The 15,323-nt window shown below is 34.0% G+C and carries 18 protein-coding genes; all 18 read left to right on the top strand.

The genetic code is table 11. From position 1 onward, the window contains the following. The first annotated feature begins 185 nt into the window (after positions 1–185). Positions 186–1,826, top strand: a complete 1,641-nt coding sequence (locus tag ACHRVX_RS08275; protein WP_395331118.1) for a phytoene desaturase family protein — start codon at positions 186–188, stop codon at positions 1,824–1,826. Positions 1,827–1,870: 44 nt separating this feature from the next. After that, positions 1,871–2,773, top strand: a complete 903-nt coding sequence (locus ACHRVX_RS08270) for a dialkylrecorsinol condensing enzyme DarA (RefSeq protein WP_395331116.1) — start codon at positions 1,871–1,873, stop codon at positions 2,771–2,773. A gap of 16 nt (positions 2,774–2,789) precedes the next feature. After that, positions 2,790–3,923 (top strand): beta-ketoacyl-ACP synthase III, encoded by a 1,134-nt coding sequence (locus ACHRVX_RS08265; protein ID WP_395331114.1) that lies wholly within the window; start codon positions 2,790–2,792, stop codon positions 3,921–3,923. Further along, a complete protein-coding gene (locus ACHRVX_RS08260) occupies positions 3,923–4,354 on the top strand; it encodes a hypothetical protein (protein WP_395331112.1) in 432 nt (143 codons plus the stop codon). Before ACHRVX_RS08265 ends, ACHRVX_RS08260 begins: the two co-directional genes overlap by 1 nt. 8 nt (positions 4,355–4,362) lie before the next feature. Beyond that, positions 4,363–4,821, top strand: coding sequence for an ABC transporter permease (locus ACHRVX_RS08255; RefSeq protein WP_395331626.1), 459 nt, complete (start codon positions 4,363–4,365; stop codon positions 4,819–4,821). Continuing rightward, positions 4,822–5,130: a hypothetical protein gene (locus ACHRVX_RS08250; RefSeq protein ID WP_395331109.1), complete on the top strand. Its 309-nt coding sequence runs from the start codon at positions 4,822–4,824 to the stop codon at positions 5,128–5,130. 15 nt (positions 5,131–5,145) lie between these two features. Continuing rightward, on the top strand, positions 5,146–5,550 hold the full coding sequence (locus tag ACHRVX_RS08245; protein ID WP_395331107.1) for a hypothetical protein: 405 nt from the start codon (positions 5,146–5,148) through the stop codon (positions 5,548–5,550). After that, positions 5,550–6,548: a BtrH N-terminal domain-containing protein gene (locus tag ACHRVX_RS08240; protein WP_395331105.1), complete on the top strand. Its 999-nt coding sequence runs from the start codon at positions 5,550–5,552 to the stop codon at positions 6,546–6,548. Before ACHRVX_RS08245 ends, ACHRVX_RS08240 begins: the two co-directional genes overlap by 1 nt. Before the next feature lie 6 nt (positions 6,549–6,554). Further along, positions 6,555–7,307 carry an ABC transporter ATP-binding protein gene (locus tag ACHRVX_RS08235; RefSeq protein ID WP_395331103.1) on the top strand — a complete coding sequence of 251 codons (753 nt, stop codon included), beginning with the start codon at positions 6,555–6,557 and terminating at the stop codon, positions 7,305–7,307. Then, complete coding sequence (locus ACHRVX_RS08230; RefSeq protein ID WP_395331101.1) at positions 7,297–8,586, top strand: ABC transporter permease; 1,290 nt, start codon at positions 7,297–7,299, stop codon at positions 8,584–8,586. The genes ACHRVX_RS08235 and ACHRVX_RS08230 overlap by 11 nt, the downstream gene beginning before the upstream one ends. Continuing rightward, complete coding sequence (locus tag ACHRVX_RS08225; protein ID WP_065451727.1) at positions 8,561–9,010, top strand: thioesterase family protein; 450 nt, start codon at positions 8,561–8,563, stop codon at positions 9,008–9,010. Before ACHRVX_RS08230 ends, ACHRVX_RS08225 begins: the two co-directional genes overlap by 26 nt. A 114-nt stretch (positions 9,011–9,124) precedes the next feature. Then, positions 9,125–10,261, top strand: coding sequence for a beta-ketoacyl-[acyl-carrier-protein] synthase family protein (locus tag ACHRVX_RS08220; protein ID WP_395331099.1), 1,137 nt, complete (start codon positions 9,125–9,127; stop codon positions 10,259–10,261). Between the two features lie 146 nt (positions 10,262–10,407). Next, complete coding sequence (locus ACHRVX_RS08215; protein WP_395331097.1) at positions 10,408–11,091, top strand: hypothetical protein; 684 nt, start codon at positions 10,408–10,410, stop codon at positions 11,089–11,091. Positions 11,092–11,177: 86 nt separating this feature from the next. Continuing rightward, complete coding sequence (locus ACHRVX_RS08210; protein WP_395331095.1) at positions 11,178–11,795, top strand: 3-oxoacyl-ACP synthase; 618 nt, start codon at positions 11,178–11,180, stop codon at positions 11,793–11,795. Positions 11,796–11,797: 2 nt separating this feature from the next. Further along, on the top strand, positions 11,798–12,055 hold the full coding sequence (locus ACHRVX_RS08205; protein ID WP_012023174.1) for a phosphopantetheine-binding protein: 258 nt from the start codon (positions 11,798–11,800) through the stop codon (positions 12,053–12,055). 133 nt (positions 12,056–12,188) lie between these two features. Further along, on the top strand, positions 12,189–13,394 hold the full coding sequence (locus ACHRVX_RS08200; RefSeq protein WP_395331093.1) for a beta-ketoacyl-[acyl-carrier-protein] synthase family protein: 1,206 nt from the start codon (positions 12,189–12,191) through the stop codon (positions 13,392–13,394). A gap of 1 nt (position 13,395) precedes the next feature. Further along, positions 13,396–14,457 carry a beta-ketoacyl synthase N-terminal-like domain-containing protein gene (locus ACHRVX_RS08195; RefSeq protein WP_395331091.1) on the top strand — a complete coding sequence of 354 codons (1,062 nt, stop codon included), beginning with the start codon at positions 13,396–13,398 and terminating at the stop codon, positions 14,455–14,457. Next, the gene (locus tag ACHRVX_RS08190) at positions 14,454–15,239 is read left to right on the top strand and encodes a polysaccharide deacetylase family protein (protein ID WP_395331089.1); all 786 of its coding nucleotides are present in this window, start codon (positions 14,454–14,456) and stop codon (positions 15,237–15,239) included. Before ACHRVX_RS08195 ends, ACHRVX_RS08190 begins: the two co-directional genes overlap by 4 nt. Positions 15,240–15,323: the final 84 nt, after the last annotated feature.

Raw genomic sequence — 15,323 nt, 5'->3', positions numbered from 1 at the left:
CGAACTTTGTGTTTTCTAAACATAACAATACATAAAACTTTGCGGACTTTGCGGTTAAGAATCATTAGTCATTACAAAATCTATATTTCTATGTGTTTAATGTTTTTTTAAAATTACAGCCTAACGAATTAAAATTATCTGATTAAAAATCGTTCTTTTATACTTTACAATTTTTAAAGTAAAGTATGCAGGAATTTGACACAATTATCATAGGTTCAGGAGTAGGAGGATTATCAACTGCAATTTGTCTTGCAAGAGCAGGACAAAAAGTTCTGGTACTCGAACAACATTATGTTCCCGGAGGATGGAGTCATAGTTTTACCTTAAACGGGCAGCGATTTAGTCCCGGCGTACATTATGTAGGATTGCTTGAAGAAGGACAATCAACAAACGAATTGTACAGAGGTTTAGGAATTGCCAATGATATGGTTTTTTTTAGAATGAACAAAAACGCTTATGAACATTGTTTGATTGGGGATGAAACTTTTGATTTACCCGCAGGACTTGATAATCTTAAAAAAACACTTTCAAATCACTTTCCGCACGAAGAAAAAAACATACACGAATATCTTTCACTGGTTAAAAAAGTGAGTTACGAATTGCAGTTAATTCCAAAACTAAAAGGTTTCTGGCAAAATATTACCGTTCCATTTCGTACTAAACATTTTGGCAAATTTGCTTTATTTCCTTTAAAGAAAGTAATTAGCTGGCATGTTAAGGATCCTAAACTAAAAGCAGTTTTAAATATTCAGTGTGGTGATCACGGACTTCCTCCCAATCGCGCATGTTTTCCTGTTCATTGTTCCGTTATGAATCATTATTTTGATGGAGGATTTTATCCAATGGGCGGCGGCGGCGGGATTGTTAAAGCCATGACAAACGGCATAAAAAGACAAGGCGGAGAAATCAGGGTAAAACAAAATGTTCGCAAAATTATTATCGAAAATAAAAAAGCAGTAGGGATTCAGCTTGAAAATGGTGAAGAAATCAGAGCCAAAAATATTGTTTCAAATGCAGATCCTTCCATCACTTATTTAAAACTAATTGACAAAGAACATATCAGTAAATCCCTTCTTAAAAAACTGGACAAAACTAAATATTCCGTTACCTCTCTGATTTTATTTTTGACACTAGATATTGATGTTACACTCTATAATATAGATTCAGGAAATTTCTGGATGATGAAAGATGAAAATGACGATGCTAATTTTGAACATTTAATGAGCGATACTATTGATTCCGGAGATTCATTTCCTTCTGTATTTATAAGTTGCACAACACTCAAAGATCCGGCAAGTTTTAACGGACGTTATCATAATTTCGAAATTGTAACCTATGTTAATTATGACCATATGAACGATTTTAATGGTCTGGAGGATTATCATAACGAAGAGTATAAAAAATTCAAAGAAAAAGTCATCGACAAACTGATGAATAACGTCGAAAAAATAATTCCAAACGCGAAACAACATATTATACAGGCAGAATTAGGAACGCCTAAAACCAACGAATTTTACATTAATTCGACAAAAGGAAATGTTTACGGAACCGAAAAAACATTAAACCAGGTGGGTCCATTCTCCTATAAAAACAAAACCGAAATCGAAAATCTCTTTCTTTGTGGTGCCTGTACTTTATCTCATGGCGTTGCAGGAGCGACTTATTCAGGAGTTTCGGCGGCGGCAGCAATTCTGGGCTGCACATCTGATGATTTAATAATTGAAGATGAAAATCAAAAAATCAGAATTTATGATGCCGAAGATTCGTCAACATGGCCGGATTGGGTTCATACCAAACGATCAGACAAAATAAGGAAATTCGTTTAAAAAAAATACTTATTTTTGCGCAACCACCAAAGCCATCAATCAAAATGAAAAATGTTCTTGTTATTTATTATTCCCAGTCAGGACAATTAGAAGAGATTGCGCGAAACATTGCAAAACCTTTCCTGAATTCAGAAGAAATAAATGTAAGTTTTCACGAAATAAAATTAGAAAAACCTTTTCCTTTTCCATGGGATAAAGATTCTTTTTTCGATGCCTTCCCTGAATCTTTTCTGCAAATTCCAAGAGAATTAAAACCCGTTCCGGAAGAGATTTTAAATACAAAATTTGATTTAATACTTTTTCATTATCAGGTTTGGTATTTGTCGCCGTCGATTCCTGTCAATTCATTTTTGAAAAGTAATGATGCTAAAAAATTATTAAACGATACGCCGGTTATTACCATTAGCGGTTCGCGTAATATGTGGATTATGGCACAGGAAAAAATCAAAACTTTATTAAAAGAAGCGAATGCAAAACTAGTGGGAAATGTTGCTCTGGTCGATCGCGTTGGAAATTTAATCAGCGTAATCACAATTGTAGAATGGATGTTTTCCGGAGTTAAGAAAAAATATCTGGGCATTTTTCCACTACCGGGAGTTTCTGATAAAGACATTCAGGAGTCGGATAAGTTTGGAGAAGTAATGTTTTCGGCATTACAAGAGAATAAGTTGAATGATTTACAGCCAAAATTACTTACAATTGGTGCCGTGAAAATTAGCCCATATTTAGTTACGGTTGACAGAACCGCAAATAAAATTTTCAATAAATGGTCAAATTTGATTTATAAACATCAAAATAACAGAAAACAGCTTCTTAAAGTATTTAATGTTTATTTATTCCTTGCGATATGGTTAATCTCACCAATAGTCTATATATTGCACCTTATTACCTACCCGTTTAAGTTAAAAACCATAAAAAAAGAAACTCGATATTATCAAGGAGTTTAGAAGACGAAATTAGATTATGTTTGAAGTATATATTACCAGAGCCGCAAAGTATTTGCCAAATGAAGCTGTTTCTAATGACGAAATGGAAGAGTATTTAGGACTCATCAATGATGCTGCTTCTAAAGCAAGACGTATTATTTTGCGCAATAATAAAATTACAAGCCGCTATTACGCCATTGACAAAACAGGAAAAAGTACACATAATAATGCTGAGTTAACCCAAAATGCAATTGTGCAGTTATTTGATGAAAACTTTACAGCACAAGATTTAGAAGTACTTTCCTGCGGAACCTCAACACCTGATGTTTTCCTTCCTTCGCATGCCGCGATGGTTCATGGTTTATTAAAAAACAAATCGGTAGAATTAAATTCATCAACCGGAGTTTGCTGTGCCGGAATGAATTCATTAAAATTTGGTTTCCTGTCAATAAGATCAGGAAATTCTAAAAATGCAATTTGCACAGGATCAGAAAAAGTATCATCATGGCTAAATGCCCAAATGTACAATCACGAAGCAGCCAATCTAAAAAGCCTGGAAGAGCAACCGATTATTGCCTTCAAAAAAGATTTTTTACGCTGGATGTTGTCTGACGGAGCGGGAGCTTTTTTATTAGAAAATAAACCAAGCGGACCTATTTCTTTAAAAATCGAATGGATGGAAGCTTTTTCATATGCTTATGAATTAGAAACCTGCATGTACGCCGGTGGAGACAAACAAGAAAATGGCGAAATAAAATCATGGAGCGATTATCCTCCGGAACAATGGTTAAACGAATCGGTTTTTGCCATTAAACAAGATGTAAAATTATTGGATGAATTTATACTTTCTAAAGGAGCCGAAAGTATGAGCGATGCCATGTCTAAAAATAATATTAGTTCAGATCAGGTCGATTATTTTATTCCTCACGTTTCTTCAAACTTTTTTGTTGAAGGACTGAAGAAAGGATTAAGCGAAAAAGGAATCGGAATGGCGGATGAAAAATGGTTCATGAATCTTTCAAGAGTAGGAAATGTAGGTTCGGCCTCTATTTATCTGGCTGTGGAAGAATTGATGAATTCAGGAAATTTAAAAAAGGGAGATCGTATCCTTTTATCTGTTCCTGAAAGTGGAAGATTCTCGTTTGCATATGCTTACTTAACCGTTTGCTAATGGAGACGATTTTACTTTTAGAAAAAGAAGCTGTCGAAAATTTACTGCCGCAAAAATTCCCTTTTGTTATGGTAGATAAAATGTATTCGTTTACCGAAACTTCATTGATTTCAGGTTTTAAAATTCAAAACGATAACATATTTTCTGACAACGATACTTTTCTGGAAGCAGGTTTAATCGAACATATGGCACAATCTGTTGCGTTACACACAGGTTATCAATTTTTTCTGAAAAACGAAATAGCTCCAACAGGATATATAGGTTCTATAAAGGAAATTGAGATTAAAAAACTGCCAAAAATTAATGATACAATTCAATCAACGGTAACTATTTTACAGGAATTTGCCGGAATTACACTCGTTGATATTGTAACGACTTTGAACAATGAAGAAATTGCAAACGGACAAATGAAAACTGTTTTAGCAAAATGATTACAACAATGAAAACCGGAGTTGATATACAAAATTACTTACCGCACCGTGCGCCAATGCTCATGGTGGATTTAATTTTAGATATAGATGCCAACTTTGTAGAAACTACCTTTTTGATAAAAAAGGATAATGTTTTCATTGACAATAACGTTTTTATCGAAGCGGGTTTAATCGAAAATACAGCACAAACCTGTTCGTCTATTGTAGGTAAAAAATATTTTTTTGAGGAAGACGGCACAGAAAATGAAAACATAAATGTACTTGGTTTTATAAGTGCGATAAAAAACCTTAAAATACATTTGCTTCCAAAAGTTGGAGATACCATTATCACAAAAGCAACTTTGGTTTCAAAATTCGAAGGCGACGATTATACCTTATGTACAATGCGCTGCGCAAGTATATGGGGACATAAATTACTCTTAGAATGTGAAATTAATTTGTTCATTCAAAAGATAGTTTCGGTTTAAATGAATGCTAAAAAAGTTGTTTTCCATTTATTAATCCGAATTGGGATTTTAGTTATTTTACTTTCATTGGTTTTTTTACTTTGGTATTTTACCTTTGATCCTCATAAATATTGTGACGAAGACGGTCATAAACACGTTGATGGAGGTTTAGGAATGTTTATTATGGCATTTATTATAGTACAGTCTTTTTTTTGGGGACTACTGATAGAAATGATATATTTATTTGTGAAGAAAAAACAAAATTTAGCCTTCACAAATCTGGGGTTTTTAATAATTAGTTTATGTATCGCATTAGCCTTATGTATCTAATAAATTAATAATGATATGGAAAAAGAAAAAGTACCACAAGACAAAAGCAACTTAACCAAAAACAACGTTAAAGAACTTTTGTATGCTACCGATGAAAACGGAGATTATACTACAACTCTAAGTACCGGCTGGGAACCCAAAACCATCGCACTTTCAAATTCAATAGACGAAATAAACGAGCGAATTGCCGAAGCAAAACAGCAAGTAGAAATTGGTCAAGTAAGTCCTATTGTTTATTATATGGAAATCAACAAAATGGACCTTACTATTTTGTCCAGTTATGTTGGCATGTGGAAATGGCGTGTAAAAAGACATTTTAAGCCAGCTAATTTTGCCAAATTAAGCGATTCAATTTTAAAAAAATATGCCGACGCTTTTGAAATTTCAATAGCCGAATTAAAAAATATTAAAAAAGACTAATGCAAATCAATTTTACACATCATCAATCTGCTCATTGTGAGAATGGAGTAGCTTCGAATTTGTTGAAAAACAACGGACTGAACATCAGCGAACCGATGGTTTTTGGTATTGGTTCCGGACTTTTTTTTGTGTATTTGCCTTTTATAAAAGTAAATCACGCCCCTGCAATTAGCTATAGAACTTTGCCCGGACAAATTTTTAATAAACTGGCAAACCGTTTAAATCTAAAAATAAAAAGACAAAAATTCTCATCAACAACAAATGCAAACAAAGCATTAGACGAGAATTTAAAAAATAATATTCCAACCGGATTACAGGTTGGCGTCTATCATTTGAGTTATTTTCCTGATGAATATCGCTTCCATTTCAACGCGCACAATTTAGTCGTTTACGGAAAAACCGAAACCGATTATTTAGTCAGCGATCCTGTGATGGAAACTGTTACGACTTTAACGCATGACGAATTAGACAAAGTACGTTTTGCCAAAGGTGCTTTTGCTCCAAGAGGACAAATGTATTACCCGATTCAGATTCCAAAGGAAGTTGATTTAAAAAGTGCCATCATTAAAGGAATCAAAAATACCTGTCGCGATATGTTAGCGCCAGTGCCTATTGTTGGTGTACGCGGAATAAAATTCGTATCGAAACAAATCCGTAAATGGCCTGTAAAACACGGCACCAAAAAAGCCAATCACTATCTGGCACAAATGGTTCGTATGCAGGAAGAAATAGGAACCGGCGGCGGAGGTTTTAGATTTATTTACGCTGCTTTTTTACAAGAAGCTTCGGTTATTTTAGGAAATGAAGAATTGAAAGTTCTTTCGAAAGAAATGACCTTGATTGGAGATTCATGGCGTGATTTTGCTGTAGAAGCTTCCAGAATTTACAAAAACCGAAGTGCCAAAGAAGATGCTTACAACGCCATTGCCGATGAACTTTTGAGCATTGCCAACAGAGAAGAAATCTTTTTCAAAAAACTAAAAAAAGCCATTAGCTAATATATTTTGCAACCAATTATAAAAATAGAATCCCTTTCGAAAAAGTACAAAGATGCAGACCAGTATTCTTTGAACAACGTTTCGCTGGATATCAACGAAGGACAGATTTTTGGTTTATTGGGCCCGAACGGTGCCGGAAAAACTACCCTGATTTCCATGCTTTGCGGATTGATCAAACCAACCTCAGGACATTTTACTATTGATGAGTTGAACTATACCAATCATTCCTCAAAAATTAAAAAAATCATTGGAGTTGTTCCGCAAGAATATGCCTTATATCCCACTTTGACAGCGAGAGAAAATCTACATTATTTTGGAAGTATGTACGGTTTAAAAGGTGCTTACTTAAAAGATAAAGTTGTTGAAACTTTGGATCTTTTGGGTTTACTAAAATTCGCCGACAAACGCATCGAAACCTTTTCTGGCGGAATGAAGCGAAGAGTCAATTTGATTGCCGGAATTTTGCACAATCCTAAAGTTTTATTTCTGGATGAACCAACAGTTGGTGTTGATGTTCAGTCTAAAAATGCCATTATCGATTACTTAAAAGTTCTCAACCAAAACGGAACTACGATTATATATACCTCACATCATTTGGCTGAAGCCGAAGATTTTTGTACGCATATTGCCATTCTCGACCGAGGCAGAATTTATGCGCAGGGAACACCTTCAAGTTTAATAAATGCTACAGCTGAAGCACGCAATCTCGAAGAAGTTTTTATTTCATTAACCGGTAAAGATTTTAGAGATGGTCAATAAAATTTGGATGTCGGTTGTAAAAGAATTTCTCTTGCTTAAACGCGATTTAGGCGGATTGATTATTTTATTCATCATGCCGTTGGTACTGGTGATCACAGTAACTTTAATTCAGGATAGTACTTTTAAAACCATTAGCGATAATAAAATTCCGATTTTATTAGTCGATAATGATAATGGTTCTGTGTCTAAAACTGTTTTTGATAATCTCGAAAAAAGCAATTTGTTTAGCGTTGTCACGCAAATCGACAACAAACCCATTACTGAAGAAGTTGCTAAAGAAGCTGTTTATAAAGGAAAATTTCAGTTGGCAATTGTAATTCCGAAAGATTTAAGCGTTGATTTACAAGCCAAAATCGATCAGAATGTTCAGAACATCATCAGTAAAATGGGCTTAACAGAAACCGATAGTACCGCACAGACTGAAAAACCTAAAGTAATAAAGGAAAAAGAAGTCAAATTGTATTTTGATCCTGCAGTGCAAATGAGTTTCAAAAATGCCGTAATGAGTTCGATTGATAAGATGATTTCTCAAATCGAAAGCAAATCAATTTACACCACTTTCGAAAACCAATTAGGAGAAGGAACTACAGAATTTGAGCAAAAAAGTTTCATTACTTTCAAAGAAATAATCCCGAAAATAAACAACAAAGAGGTTCGACCAAACTCGGTACAACACAATGTTCCGGCCTGGACACTTTTTGCGATATTTTTTATCGTGATTCCGTTGTCTATTAATATAGTAAAAGAAAAATCGCAAGGAACATTCGTTCGGTTATTGACCAATCCTGTTTCTAATTTAGTCGTGATAATTGGTAAAACCATTACTTATTCAGCCATTTGTATGATTCAGTTTTATATGATGGTTGCCGTGGCGGTGTTATTATTTCCACATATTGGTTTGCCTTCCTTAAATATCGAAGGGCATTTATTTTTAATGAGTGTCGTGGCTTTATTTTCAGGTTTCGCCGCCATAGGTTTCGGAATTTTATTAGGAACTGTAGCTAACACACAAGAACAATCAGCACCTTTTGGCGCAACAAGTGTCCTTATTCTCGCTGCCGTAGGTGGTGTTTGGGTACCTGTTTTTGCCATGCCAACGATCATGCAATATATCGCAAAATCGTCACCTATGAACTGGGGATTAGAAGCTTTTTACGATGTGTTATTGCGCAACGTTTCTTTCCTCGAAATCATCCCAAAAATAAGTTTGTTATTTTTGTTCTTTATTATCACAACATCCATTGCCTTATTTTATGACAAAAAGAAAAGAACAGTATAACGAAGCCACTGAACTAACCGTCTCTCACGAAATCAGAATTCGTTTTAACGAAACTGATCCGCTTGGAATCGTTTGGCACGGAAACTATATCACCTATTTTGAAGATGGACGAGAAGCTTTTGGCCGCCAACACGGACTTACCTATTTAGACATTGGCAATACCGGTTATACGACTCCAATTGTAAAATCGAAATGTGAGCATAAATTGTCTTTACGCTACGGCGATGTCGTAACCATAGAAACAACGGTTGTAGATACTCCCGCTGCCAAAATGATCTATCGTTTTAGAATTATAGATGCAAAAGGCGAAGTGGCCTGCACCGGAGAAACTGTTCAGGTTTTTTTAGATGGCGACGGAAATTTGATGCTGACAAATCCTCCTTTCTATGAAGAATGGAAACGAAAAGTGGGGTTATTAAAATAAAAGACAAACACGAATTACACTAATTTTCACGAATTAAAAATTAATAAAAATCCGCGTTAATCCGTTTAATCTGTACAATCTGTGGCTCATTTAGCAGCCAGAAAATAAGATAAAATGATAAGAGAAGTATATATCAACGAAACGAATTGTATCACGCCTTTAGGTTTTGATGTTGCATCAAACATTGAAGCGATTGTTCGTGGCGATTCCGGTATTCAATTGCATCAGGATATTGCTTTAATGCCAATTCAATTTTATGCTTCTATTATTCCTGATGAAAAAATAAAAAGTGCTTTTGAAAAAATAAGTATTGACACAAAATATTCTCGTTTAGAGAAAATGATGATTTTGGCTTTAGAGCCAATTATCAAAAAATCCCAAATCGAATTAAATTCGAAAACTGCTTTTATACTTTCTACTACAAAAGGAAATGTTACGGCATTAAAAAATGATTCAGAGGAAAGTTTTAATAATGCACATTTAGATGTTTTAGCTCAAAATGTTGCTGACTTCTTCGGATTCAAAACACAGCCAATTGTCGTTTCGAATGCTTGTGTTTCCGGAATTTTAGCGGTTTCAGTTGCTAAAAGGATGATTCAATCTGAGTTGTACGATAATGTTTTTGTTGTAGCCGGAGACGAAGTTTCAGAATTTGTTTTGTCCGGTTTTAATTCTTTTCAGGCGATGAGCGAATTGCCTTGTAAACCGTATTCTAAAAACAGAACCGGCGTAAGTTTAGGCGAAGCAACGGCTGCTGTTTTAATTTCGGCGGAAGCCAGAAACGCAAAAATAAAAGTGATTGGAGACAGTTCGATAAACGATGCGAATCATATTTCGGGTCCTTCAAGAACGGGTGAAGGTTTGTTTAGAAGTATTCAGAATGCTTTGAAAGAAGCCCAAATTGAAGTGGACAAAATCGATTATATTTCTGCACACGGAACAGCAACTCCATTCAACGACGAAATGGAAGCCATTGCATTAAATCGCTTAGGTTTACAAAACGTACCTATAAATAGTTTAAAAGGTTTTTACGGTCATACGTTAGGTGCTTCGGGATTATTAGAAACGGTAATCGCCATTGAATCGGCAAATAAAAATATGCTTTTTGAATCGAAAGGTTTTGACGAAATCGGCGTAAGCGAAACGATAAATGTTATTGAGAAAAACAAAGAGGCTAATATTGAGTGTTTTTTGAAAACGGCTTCCGGATTTGGAGGTTGTAATACAGCTGTGGTTTTTGAGAAAGTTTAAACACGAATTGCACTAATTTTCACTAATTATGTTACTTGATTTTTTGTGTATATATAATTTGAACTGTTCGGAAATTCCGAACAGTTCAAATAAAAAGCTCAACTTGTAAATAAATCTTACAAGCTCAATATAGTTGAAAATAATAAATGAAATTATCAAAAGTCATATCTATAGTTTTTATTCTACTTTCTCTTTTTGGATGCAAAAAGGAGAAAATTGACGAATTACAATTTGAGAAAGATGTCTTAAATAATGTCTTTGTCGAAATTGTAGATTCTATTTATATGGATAGAAGAGTTATACTTCCTCCACCAACACCAAGAATTGATTTTAAAACTAATAAAGAAGATACTATTAGTTTTCATAAAGAATTAAAGGAGTATTGGCGGAACCGAGATAGCATCAAAAATGATAAGACAAGAATTTTAATTGGTGTTTATGATGATGTAAAAAAAATTAGTCCTCAAGAAACTGAAATGATTGTTAAAAAAATTAATGTTTCTGGATATTCTTATGACATTTCAAAAGAAACGGAAGAATACAAATTTGTTTTTAAAGTTTTTGAAAATAATAAAAAGTTTAATTTTCAAAATACATCAAAATATCCTCATGAAAAAAAATGGGATTTAAATGATAAAAGTAATTTACTATTTCCTGTTGGAACTATTTCAGTATCAAGAATTCAATTTAACAAAACAAAAACTTTCGGAATTTTAGCTGCTGGCGCTTCTTGTGGTGGCGGAAAATGTGGAAGAGGATTTGTAATTATAATTGAAAAGAAATCCGGAAAATGGAAAATTGCAAAAATTATTCAGACCTGGCTTTCATAACTAGAACCAATTACATTAAATAATTATTGCTATTTAAACCCAAACCAATCCGTGCTAATTTGTGGAATTAGTGTTAAATTAAATAAATGACTCAAAACAAAACATATATACACGATTATATAACCATCCAAAACAACGAAATTGTTTTGAACGGAACTTCTGTATTCAAAATAGACTCAACAGATTTCAGCGATTTCTCAAAACAAGCGTATCGCAATTTTGACATTCAATATCCAAAGTTTTTCAAAATGGATGCTTTGAGTAAACTGGCTTTTTTAGGATCTGAATTGCTGTTGAGTCCTATTATTTCATCAGAAAAAGAAAATAATATTGCTTTGGTTTTGGCCAATAAATCTTCGAGTTTAGATACAGATGTTAAGTATCAGGAATCAATTTCCGACAAGGAAAACTATTTTCCGAGTCCGGCGGTTTTTGTTTATACGCTGCCAAATATATGTTTGGGTGAAATAAGTATTCGTCATCAGCTTAAAAGTGAGAATTCTTTCTTTATATTTGATGCTTTCAATACTGAATTTCTGTTTAACTATTCAGGCATTCTGTTAAACACAAATAAAGCTGATACAGTTCTTTGTGGCTGGGTAGAATTTTTTAATGACAGTTATAAAGCTTTTCTTTGCACGATTAGTAAAGACGAAAACGAAAAATATAAAAACGAAACTATCAATACATTATATAATAAATAATCATGGAAGCATTAAAAGAAGAATTAAAAAACAAAATCATTACTACTCTTAACCTTGAAGATATCACAATCGAAGACATTGCTGATAACGATCCTTTGTTTGGAGACGGTTTAGGTTTAGACTCCATTGATGCGCTTGAATTGATCGTGATTTTAGATAAAGATTACGGAATTAAATTAGTAGATCCGAAAGAAGGAAAAACTATTTTCCAATCGATCGAAACTATGGCAGCTTATATTAGCGCTAACAGAACGAAATAGACTGCTTAGACTGGCTTAGATTTTTAGACTACTTAGACAATGCTTTACAAAAATCTAAGAAGTCTAATATCTAAAATTCTAAGCAAGTCTAATAAAAATAATCTAAGCAAGTCTAAAAATCTAACAATCTAAGATGTCTAAAATAAAAGGTGTTGCAATAACGGGAATGGGAATTATCTCTTCGATTGGAAATTCAGTCGAGGAAAATTATATTTCGTTAATCGAAAATAAAATTGGTATTTCGCGTATCACAAATATTTCGACAGTTCACGCAGATGTTATTAAGGTAGGCGAAATCAAAAAAACCAATGAAGAGTTGATTGCTGAATTGGGATTAGACGACGATAATAACTTTTCGAGAACGGCGATGATTGGTACTTTGGCAGCAAAACAAGCTGTTGAAAACGCCGGAATTACATCGATAAATGAATTCAGAACCGGACTTATTTCTGCTACAAGTGTAGGCGGAATGGACATGACTGAAAAACATTATTACGATTATTTCAAACATCCTGAATTGGTCAAATATATTGCTTGTCACGATGGCGGCGATGTGGCTGAAAAAATTGCCGAAGAATTAGGTTTAAAAGGAATGGTTACGACTATAAGCACGGCTTGTTCATCTGCAGCAAACTCGATTATGTTGGGTGCCAGATTGATAAAAACCGGAAAATTAGATCGCGTAATTGTAGGCGGAGCCGATGGTTTGGCAAAATTTACGATTAATGGATTTAAAACTTTGATGATTTTATCAGACGATTTCAACAAACCTTTCGACAACGAACGTAAAGGATTAAATCTTGGCGAAGCTGCGGCATATCTGGTTTTAGAATCAGATGAAATTGTAGCGAAACAAAATAAAAAAGTACTCGCCCGGGTTTCTGGTTATGGCAATGCAAACGATGCTTTTCATCAAACTGCTTCTTCAGAAAATGGAGATGGCGCTTATTTAGCAATGAAAAAGGCTTTTGATGTTTCGGGTTTAAAACCTTCGCAAATTGACTATATCAACGTGCACGGAACTGCAACTCCCAACAATGATTTATCCGAAGGAAGAGCTTTATTACGAATTTACCAAGGCGAAAAAGTTCCAGACTTTAGTTCTACTAAGCCTTTTACCGGACATACTTTAGCCGCAGCAGCAGCAATCGAGGCGGTTTACAGTGTTTTGGCGATTCAGAATAACGTGGTATATCCGAATCTTAATTTCGAAAATCCAATGGAAGAATTTGATTTGCAACCGCAGACTTCCTTAAAAAATGCAACTATCGAACACGTTTTATCCAACTCTTTTGGTTTTGGAGGAAATTGTTCTACCCTTATATTTTCAAAAAGCTAAAATGAAAAAAACATATATAAATGGAGTAGGCTGTATATCGACTCAAAAAACATTTGATACAGTTTTTTTAGAAGAAGCAATTCCGCACACAGACGAAACGGTACTTACTGTAATTTCGCCTGTTTATAAAGATTATATTTCTCCCGCTGCCAGCAGAAGAATGGCAAAAGGTGTAAAAAACGGAATCGTATCTTCGGCTTTAGCCTTAAAAGATGCAAATATCGAAAACGTTGATGCCATTATTACCGGAACCGGTTTGGGATGTATCGAAGATTCTGAAAAATTCCTGAAAAACATTCTGGATAATAATGAAGAATTTTTAACGCCCACTTCTTTTATTCAATCAACACATAATACCGTTGGAGCACAAATTGCTCTGACTTTACAATGTAAAGGCTATAATTTCACCTATGTAAACGGAGTTGTTTCTTTCGAATCAGCACTTTTAGATGCTAAAATGCAAATTGAAGAAAATGAAGCAGATTCTATTTTAGTAGGCGGAATTGACGAAACCGGAGATTATACGATCTCACTTTTTAAATTGGCCGGTCGTGTAAAAGACGAAAGTAATTTACCATCAAACATGCTAAATTCAACAACACCGGGTGCAATTTATGGTGAAGGTGCAAGTTTTTTTGTTTTAGAAAACGAGAAAAAAGAAAGCACTTACGCCGAAATTCTGGATGTTGCCATTATAAATACTTTAGATCCAAATGAAGTTGAAAATGAAATTGTCAGCTTTTTAAAAGTAAATAATTTACAAGTTTCAGATATTGATGCGTTGGTTTTAGGTTTTAACGGAAATGTAGATTCTGATATTTATTATAAAAATATTGCTGAAAATGCTTTCGCAGAAACGCCTCAATTATATTACAAACATTTGAGCGGCGAATATGATACAGCTTCGGCCTTTGCTTTATGGATGGCATCTAAAGTTATAAAAACTCAGGAAATTCCTGAAATTACAAAAGCAAATTCGGTTGAAAAACCAGTTTATAATACCATTTTATTGTACAATCAGTTAAACGGAAAAAATCATAGTTTTACTTTGATATCAAAATGATAACGCATAAAAACATTTCGTTATTCTTTCTCTTTTTATTGCTTTTACTCGTTCTTCTGAACTTTTATGCGGCAATTAGTTGGGTATGGTTTATCACAATTGTTTTAATCTGGCTGGGAATAAATGCTATTGGTTCTGCACGAATTTCATCTAATTATCACGTAAAAGCGTTCTGCAATAATCCGTTAGAAACCGAAAAAAAAATTGCAATTACGTTTGATGACGGACCAAGCTTTTTTACTTTAGAAGTTTTAGAAATTCTGAAAAAATACAATGTAAAAGCAACTTTTTTCTGCATCGGGAAAAATATTGAAGTACATCCTGAAATCTTAAAACAAATTATTAATGACGGACATTTGGTTGGGAATCATTCCTATAGTCATTCTAAATTTTTTGATTTTTATAATGCTGCAACAATCAAAGAAGAAATTGAGAAAACAGATAAACTTCTGGAAAAATTCACTTCAAAAAAAATAAACTTCTTTCGTCCGCCTTACGGAGTTACAACACCATCGATCAGAAGAGCTTTGAAAATAACCGGACATAAAGTAATTGGCTGGAATATTCGATCGCTCGACGGCGGAACAAAAAATCAAAATTTAATTTTCAATCGCATTATAAAACTTGTTTCTCCCGGCGGAATCGTACTTTTGCACGACACGGCGTCACACTCCGTTTTGGTATTGGAACAGTTTTTGCAATTTTTGCAACAAAACAATTACGAAGTGATTTCAATCGAAGAACTTTTGAATCTTAAAGCTTATGAAATTGAACGCGGATGAAACGGATTCGCTAAAGCGAAGACGCGGATAAAAAACGGATTTTACTAAATTAAATAGTAATCTGTGGCAAAAATTTTAAAGCAC

It is taken from the genome of Flavobacterium sp. FlaQc-47 (genome assembly GCF_044006475.1).
Taxonomy (GTDB): domain Bacteria; phylum Bacteroidota; class Bacteroidia; order Flavobacteriales; family Flavobacteriaceae; genus Flavobacterium.
The sequence above is the reverse complement of the archived record's forward strand: the minus strand, read 5'-3'. Positions and strand labels throughout refer to the sequence as shown.